Genomic DNA, 8,072 nt, shown 5'->3' with positions numbered 1-8,072 from the left:
GCTGCGCAGCCCCGCTTCATACTCGGGCCAGTTCGTCACCCGATGGGCCATCTTCGGGATGTCATGCCGGCGCGCGGCGTTGTGCTTGTGGGGCATGCATGGGCTTCCAGCAGGACGGACCGCGATTCTATTACTCCCGTCTTTCGTTTGCCTATCCGTGCACCAACGCCCCGATCGTCTGCCCTGTTCTACGGACCTAAAAAATTTGAATCCTCAATTGCTTCTCTATAAATATCGTTTGCGCCGTCTTTTCTTGAGATGAAATTTTGTATGCAAGGAGGAAACCGATCAATGGCTGGGGCCGAGTCTTGCGGCGGAAGAATGCCAGTGCTCCCGAGGACCTGATCATAGAAGAAATGATCAGGGTGTTCATCCCACCCTCTTTCGAACGATTTGGTTTTTTCTATCGACCAATCAATCATGCGAGGCGTATATGTTATTGACAATATTCGACAAAGGCCAGTAAGAAATGCGACCGGATTGGATCTAAATAACGCGGACTCAACCACCGCATAGTTAGAAGCTTGCGTTCGGCACTCTCGCAAATGCTCCTGCAAAGCTTCCCATCCGAGTATTCTAAAGCGAAACATTTCGTTTGCATCGAGGTTAGGTCGGAGAGCGGACACCAATCGAATCAGTTTAGGATCCCGATGCGTGAGATCGGCATTAGCAAAATATGTATTTACAGGCGCCTCATACAAGCAATAATTCCTATTGTCCTTTGCCCAGCGATGAAGCGCAAGCCAGTTTTTGAACCCTGTAGTTCTCGCGTACTGATTTGGCGTAACGCCGTCAAAAAGCTTACCGTCTGTCCGGATATCTCTAAAAAAAATGTTTAACTCTGACTCAATGGCGCATGCTGGATCTCGCACCAAGAATATCTGGTGTCTTGCTAGAGACGACCATTCTATAAAGAATTCACCGGGCGGAATAAAATCAGCGATGTTTTTGACGACCAAAATATCATGCCGACGGTCAAACTTGGCGCTGGCGCTCCGTATCTGTGAGACACGGGAAAATATTTTATCATATGCAATCTGCCGTCTTTGCTCTATTGTCGTCACATGGGGTTGTGACCACGGCTCATTGCATTGCCCGGAGATGTCTGGGCTTTCAATCAACGCGCGTTCGAGAGCGGTTGAAGAAGTCCGCGGCGGCGCAATTATGGAGATAATGCTTAATTCTCCAGAATTGACCATTGTTCGCAGTGTTTTGTAACTACTCAAGGCCACTCCAGTATTTAATAAATTTTCGAGAGAGCTGAGATTCGATTTTGATTCTGGCCGCGAAGAAGCTGAGGGGCGGTGTGCAAATAGGAACTGGAATGCTCACCGAGCGCCCCGACTACTCCGACAAAATATTCCGCTGTCGCATGATTTCGATCACGCAGTCGGCTAGCACGTCAGGAGGCTTCGATGCGCCGGGCAAGCGAAGCTCCGGTGCATCTGGCACCTCGTATGGTGAATCTATTCCCGTTAAGTTTCTGAGTTGACCGCGCCGCGCCTTTTCGTACAAGCCCTTGGAATCGCGCGCCTCCGCCACGTCCAGCGGCGTGTCGACATGAATCTCAATGAACTCGCCGGGACGCACAAGGCCTCTTGCCATCGCTCGTTCGGCGCGGAAAGGAGAGATGAAAGCCGTGAGAACAATCAGGCCCGCATCCACCATCAGCTTCGCCACCTCGGCTACCCGACGGATGTTCTCGACGCGATCCGCGTCAGTAAAGCCAAGGTCTTTGCAAAGTCCAAGGCGCACGTTGTCGCCATCGAGCAGGTAGGTGTGCCTGCCCATAGCGTGGAGCTTTTTCTCAACCAAATTGGAGATCGTGGACTTGCCAGCACCCGACAACCCAGTGAACCACAGCACGCAAGCTTTCTGGCCCTTCATCGTCGCACGCTCCGCTTTGTCTACGTCGACATGCTGCGGCCGAATGTTCTCGGCGTCCCTAGGCACCGAGGACTGCATTTTCGCGCCTATGGTCACGTTAGGCATATGCTACAGCAGCGGCAATATTCAAGGACTCCAGGAGACGTTGCGCGATGCAGTTAGCGTGTGCGCGCAGCTCGGGCACTGCGGTCGCTTCCCAGTCTCTCGCTCTTAAAAGAGGTCCGACGTAGTAAAGAAATGCCGATGATTGGCCCTTGTGATCTACCAACGCATAGCCATTATCGACATCGATACCTAGGCCCAACGAGTCCTTGCGCATCAAACCCCTCTTCAACAAATCCTCAATCAGTGGCGAGCTGCAACGAAGAACGTCGGTATCGGGTCCCGTGCAGTTGATAACGTACGAAACGCGTAGCTGCTCCGTCCACTTGTGAGTGCCGCGACGGCGCCATGTAACAACTACGTCATGCGCCTCCTCACGGTATGCAAGAATATGCCCTGCAGCGATGCTTACTGTATTGCTTTTCAGCATTTCGGCAAATCGCACCGATACTTCGGGTGAGCAGCGATGCCGAAGGACATCCCAATACGGCCTGACATGTCGAAGGAACCGCGCTCGCTCTTGCAATGACAAGCGATGCCACAGTGTTGCAATGTGTGGTCTGAGGGAATCCAAGACATCATGCCAGTCGTCGCCAGCGAGAGAACATCGGTCAATTTCGCGACGAAGGGTTGCCACATAGGCGCGAACGCTCGCCCCAATCCCTTCCAAGATGTGGTGCTCAGACGCTCCATGACTAGTACCATGCCTAGTGCGATGGGCGACAGGTGACAAGCCACGGCGAGAGATGCAATGGATTGCGGCCTTGGTCCGGCCATCTTGCAGTGACAACGCAACATCGACTGCGGTCAGGCCCGATCCTAACAACAGCACAGTATCGTCATCGCGGATTCGTCGCAGCGCGCCATGTTCCCAGGGATCGCGGATGTAGCGTTCGCTGTCGTAAAAGCTAGGGGTTAGTACGGGAAGATTCGCGGGCGCGGAATGGCCGAAGGCCAGTACCACGCGATCAGCGACGATCGCTCGGCCATCCGTCAGCAGCACGTGTGCGTGCTTCCCGTTGGCGTCAACGCGCACTGACACGACCTCTCCGACCTCGCGATCGAGTGCAACCGTAGCGTTCCTGCTATGTTCGACCGTCGCAAGAAGTGCTTCGAGATATTCGCCGTATATACGGCGCGGGACGAACGATGCTGGATCGGTACACGGATCGGACTGCTGACAGAAGTGCAGAAAGTTTTCGGGCACGTCGGACAGCGCACTCATGTTTCCGACGGGCACGTTGAGCAAATGTCCAATGTTGCGCGTCTCATATGCAATACCGCGGCCCATGCACCCCGATTTATTAACAAGCACGACGCGCAGCGGCTTCTGCGGTGCCAGTCTCACTAAGTGGATCGCCACCGCCGCTCCACTGAATCCGACACCGATGATGGCAATGGTAGGAACACGACTCTTCCCCGTATTCAGCGGCTTCATGTTGGCCTCACGTGCGCCATCAGCCACGGGGAGCGAGCGGTCCCACTGGCATACGAGACGTTGTGCGCCGCATCGATGCAAGCGCCGTACATGCAGTGAGTGTCATCCAAAGCCCAGATGAAATCGCATACCTCAATGGCTGCGACCATTAGCGGCTGTCCGCCACGGCCGCACCGCGTCCTCGGGCGCCTTAGGCTGCACGAATCTAGTACTAACGATTTGTAGTCCCTCGCAGCGACAACCCCTTGGACGCTCGTCAAAGGGGCCTTCTTTATCTCCGTACTCTCCAACTGCCGAGACCTTAGATGGCCGACGGCGTTCGCAGCAATCTGCATTGCTGGCCGGAAAGACGCACTATTTGCTGACATCAGCATTACGGTAATAAAATGCCACGATCAGCCGCTGTACCCGGGCAAAGCGGGGCACCTTTGCTATCGAGATACTCTCGAATCTTTCCAAAGGCCCGGACTAGGCGCTTGACGTCTTCGTCGGTGTTGGCCGCAGTGACCGTGATGCGAAGGGTTTCATCTCCCTTTCGCACCATCGGATAGGGTGCAAGTGTGATCAGAATGCCGTTCTCCCACAAAATGCGGGCGGCCTGGATGAGATGGTCGGTGTCGCCGACCCATGCGGATAAGATCGGAAAGCCGGTGTTGTTGTCAATGTGGAACCCAAGCTCGCGCAACCCGTGGAGTGCATTCCGTGTTAGTCGATGAAGATTACGCCGCACGCCGTCTCCGTGGTGCTCATTAAGAGCCAGTCCAGCAAGCACGGTCTGTAGCGATGCCGTGGGACACGGACCCGACAGATCGTACGGGGTTGCATACGCCTTGAGAAACGATTTCATCCGCTTGCTGCACGCGACGAACGCGGCGAGTGATGAATATGCCTTGGATAGCCCGCCGACATACAAAACGTTGTCATAGTCCATCCCAAAATGCTGGACCACGCCGTTACCCTTGAATCCATACGGCAGATCAGGCGTTGGCTTTTCCCCGACGACACCGAAACCATGAGCATCGTCGATAAGCACCACAGCATCGTATTGTTTGGCGAGTGCTACCAGACGCGGCAGATCAACATAGTTGCCCGTCATGCTGTAGGTGCCATCTACCAGGATCAGCTTTCTCGGGTTGTTTTTGTGTTCACGCAGAGCGGCTTCCAGTGCTTCATGGTTCGTGTGCGCAAAAGTCTTGAGGCTCGCACCGCTGTCGCGAGCGATCTTGGCCGCCTCGTACAAGGTCATGTGGGCGGCCTTGTCAAGAAACATCACGCCGTCGTTTCCCACCAGCGCGGGGATCACGCCGATGTGGATCAGCGTCACGGTCGGCAGGATCAGTGTGTCCTCAACATTCAGCAGGGCTGCAAGCGCCTCCTCTGCCTGTGTGTACAAACTGGGGCTCGCGACCAGACGGCACCAGCTCGGATGGATGCCCCACTTTTTCAACGCCGGTTCGACTGTCTCGATGATGTCGGTCTCGAGGTCGAAGCCCAGATAGTTACAGGATGCGAAGTCCGAAAACCACCGGTCACCGAAGCGGATCTGCCGTCCCTTGATTTCCAGGGCTTCCGCATCGAACATGGGGCTCGTCTTCAGCACTTCGTGAATGATCGAGCGCTGGCCAGCCATATTGGCATCAATGATTCGGTTCAGAGTGGAGTTCATAGTTGTTGACCGCCTTCTAACAGGGATTTTTGCAGCAGGACGCGATCGATTTTGCCTGTGGCCGTCTTCGGCAGATCGGTCCTGGCAATGAATTCATATGGAACCATGTACTTGGGAATAGCCGCCTCCATCTGCCGCCGAATCGCATCGACGGCCGTGTCGGAGCGCAGCACGAGGAAGGCGTGAAGCGTACAGCCGTACCGGTCGTGGGGCCGCGTGACAATGGCGGCTTCCGCGACCTCGGGCAGCACGCACAAGGCATTCTCGACCTCCCCGATCTCGATCCGGTAGCCTCGGCTTTTCACCATGCTGTCCATGCGACCGTGGTAAGCAATCTCGCCGTTGGGCAGAATGCGTCCAAGGTCGCCGGTGCGGCAACATAAAGTCGAGTGGTCATGCAGCGGGCTTTGCACAAGCTTGCGTCGCGTGCGTTCCGGGTCGTTAAAGTACCCGGCGAACACGGTGCCACCTCGCACCAGAATTTCACCGATCTCCCCATCCGGCACGGGCTTCAGGGTTTCGTCAACGATCCGGATGTCCGTATCGTGCACGGGTCGGCCAATCGGCACTGATGCATCGCTGACCGGCGGGCTCCGAAGATGGTGATACGTGACGATATTTGTTTCCGTCGGGCCATAAATGTTGGAAACCGCTGTCGTGGGCAGACACTGCATCACCTGACGCAGGTAGGCGGTCGGAAACGGTTCGCCTGCGTAGAGCAGCCATCGCAGCGTGGGAATGCCGCGAGATAGCTCGCCCTTGGTGAGCAGGGCGATATAGGCGGAAGGTACCGTGTAGATGACCGTGATGCGCTCCTGAATCATCCGGCTAACGATAGCCTCGGGGGTTGCCTCAAACTCAGGTTCGGTCAGAACCAGCAAACCGCCGCCCGCGAGCGTCGAGAAAATGTCGAAGACGGACAGGTCAAACTGCAGCGGCGCACGGTTGAACACTCGGTCGTGCTCGCCGATTGAGTATTCCTGACGCATCCAGTCGATGAACGTGAACGCGTTGCGATGAGTAATTGCGATACCTTTGGGGTCCCCTGTCGATCCCGACGTGTAAAGGATATAGGCGAGATCATCTGCAACCAAAGACGGCTCGGCAAGCGCACCTTCTGACTGTGTCACCGTTTCGAAGGAGGTTACCGCGAGGTGTCTATCGGGGATTGACTCCGAAGATCCGCCAAGCAGCGTTATTGCGCTAACGCCATCTAGCGCCCGCGCCTTGTCTCGAAAACCAGGATCAACCAGCAGCGTTTTGATCCCAGAGCGGCGAATGACGCCATTCAGCCATGCCGTAGGTGCATGAATGTTGAGCGGCACGTACACGATGCCAGAGCGAAGTGCGCCGATCATCGCCGCGATGACTTCAATGCGCACCCGGGACAGGATGCCTATCAGACTTCCCTTGACCAGGCCCAGTGCGGCGTAGTGTCGTGCGAATTGGGTGGCTAGTTCATTGACCTGTCCGTAAGTATAGGTTTGTGAACCCTGCTTGATCGCAGGACAATCTGCTCGAAGACGAAAACTGTCATCGACGAAATGCTGGATCAGATATCGCATCTCTATTGCCGTTTATATGTTCGTCTACACGATGACGCGGTGGACGGAATTCGACGGTAACACCCACAACGTAACCAGGTGCCGTCCAGGAGCCTTGTTACGCACGTGTTTGACGACGGCCACGCGACTGGTTGGCTCATGGCTATCGGGGTCCGTGGTTTCGATGCGAACAGTCGTGCCTGGACTCCAGTTGTGATCAATTTCGACGCAAAGTTGGTCATCCTCGATGCAAGCCATAACGTGCTGGTCGTCAAACGCGAACAGACAATCGTCCTGATTGCACAACTGCCGTTCGCCAGGGACGCAACCATCCATCAGCGCACTCAGGCGAACGGTGAGTCTTCCGGTGGACCGGGGAAATGGCGTTGCATCTGCAACCCCACTACCTGTTGCCCAGGAAGTGCCATCACGCCTGGTTTCGCGATTCTGGAAATAGAGAAGATGGCCATGCGTGCTGACATCCAGACTGGTTTCAAGGCCGAATCCAAAGCGATCAAATACGTTGCGATAGTAGTCGTCGCTATAGGCAAATGTATGCAGGCCCTCCGTCGATCGAATGAGGATGCCTTCATCACGATTTTCCGATTCAAGCCCGGAGAATCCGCAGCGCGCATAGTACTCGGACCGAATGGCTGTCGTATCTGGCCTGGTATTGAAGGCGGAGACAACCACGTCGCAAGGTGTGCGGGCAACGGCGGCAAGGACATCACCGACGTCGACGACGTTGCCGAGGCAGTTGAAGGGGAAAACTGCCACCGTAGGCACACAGGTGCTAGACGGCGCAAAGAGCGTGTCGATAGCTTCGGCGGGCAGGCAGTGAACCGATGCGCGTGCCCACGGAAACTGCGCCAGCAAACGACGGCTGCGGACCTGTCCAAGCTGAACCATCCAGGAGACAAGATCGAGGCCGTCATAAGACAGGCCTTTTCCGATACTCCATTCAAGTAGGCGCCCGTACCCGCAACCGACTTCGACAAGGTGCCGGTAGTGGGGAAATGACGTGAGCAACGCCTTTAAGGCATCAATCTCTTGAGCGAGGTGGGCCTGGACAGCGTCCGTCAGATAGCGCGAGTCGAACATCTTCCAGCCATAGGATTGGCCGTATACGCGCGTGAGCTGCAAGCTTGAAAGGTTCACCCGGGTTGGGGATGCGGCTGTCATGTGTCGCATTTCGTATGAGGATATAAATGACAGGGAAGCATCGGCCGGCCGCACATGTTCTTGCGCCGAAATCGCGAATTTATGCCGCCATAAACGAAGCTCTTTCGACGTGCAACTGGTTGCTACGTAAGCGCCTCGCGAAGGCCGTCCGCTATCCGGCGCGCACGTGAGGCATGATCGGGTATCGGGCGCTCGTGTTGGCGCGCTGGCAATCAGCCCGTGGAGGCAGGTGGGCAAGACTTCCCTGGCAGCT

4 protein-coding genes and 2 pseudogenes are annotated in these 8,072 nt (G+C 55.8%); all 6 read right to left on the bottom strand.

All coding sequences use genetic code 11. The features are described from left to right. Nucleotides 1–188: 188 nt before the first annotated feature. A complete protein-coding gene (locus GWC77_RS26340; RefSeq protein WP_173261982.1) occupies nt 189–1,226 on the bottom strand; it encodes a hypothetical protein in 1,038 nt (345 codons plus the stop codon). A gap of 118 nt (nt 1,227–1,344) precedes the next feature. Continuing rightward, nucleotides 1,345–2,004 (bottom strand): annotated as a pseudogene (gene cysC / locus GWC77_RS26335) (adenylyl-sulfate kinase); the annotation flags it as partial. Between the two features lie 760 nt (nt 2,005–2,764). Further along, nucleotides 2,765–3,427 (bottom strand): annotated as a pseudogene (locus tag GWC77_RS30145) (FAD/NAD(P)-binding protein); the annotation flags it as partial. 373 nt (nt 3,428–3,800) lie between these two features. Then, a complete protein-coding gene (locus GWC77_RS26325) occupies nt 3,801–5,093 on the bottom strand; it encodes a pyridoxal phosphate-dependent aminotransferase family protein (RefSeq protein WP_173261974.1) in 1,293 nt (430 codons plus the stop codon). Next, a complete protein-coding gene (locus GWC77_RS26320) occupies nt 5,090–6,658 on the bottom strand; it encodes an amino acid adenylation domain-containing protein (RefSeq protein ID WP_173261971.1) in 1,569 nt (522 codons plus the stop codon). Before GWC77_RS26320 ends, GWC77_RS26325 begins: the two co-directional genes overlap by 4 nt. A gap of 24 nt (nt 6,659–6,682) precedes the next feature. After that, on the bottom strand, nt 6,683–7,819 hold the full coding sequence (locus GWC77_RS26315) for a class I SAM-dependent methyltransferase (RefSeq protein ID WP_173261968.1): 1,137 nt from the start codon (nt 7,817–7,819) through the stop codon (nt 6,683–6,685). Between the last annotated feature and the right edge of the window lie 253 nt (nt 7,820–8,072).

Source organism: Paraburkholderia sp. NMBU_R16 (assembly GCF_013282575.1).
Taxonomy (GTDB): Bacteria; Pseudomonadota; Gammaproteobacteria; order Burkholderiales; family Burkholderiaceae; genus Trinickia.
Note: the sequence above shows the minus strand (reverse complement) of the source record. Positions and strands in the feature narration are given on the sequence as shown.

What these genes read in the sequence shown, in the direction of transcription:
- GWC77_RS26325 (WP_173261974.1), bottom strand. Translation starts at nt 5,093, where the DNA reads ATGAACTCCACTCTGAACCGAATCATTGATGCCAATATGGCTGGCCAG.
- GWC77_RS26320 (WP_173261971.1), bottom strand. Translation starts at nt 6,658, where the DNA reads ATGCGATATCTGATCCAGCATTTCGTCGATGACAGTTTTCGTCTTCGA.
- GWC77_RS26315 (WP_173261968.1), bottom strand. Translation starts at nt 7,819, where the DNA reads ATGACAGCCGCATCCCCAACCCGGGTGAACCTTTCAAGCTTGCAGCTC.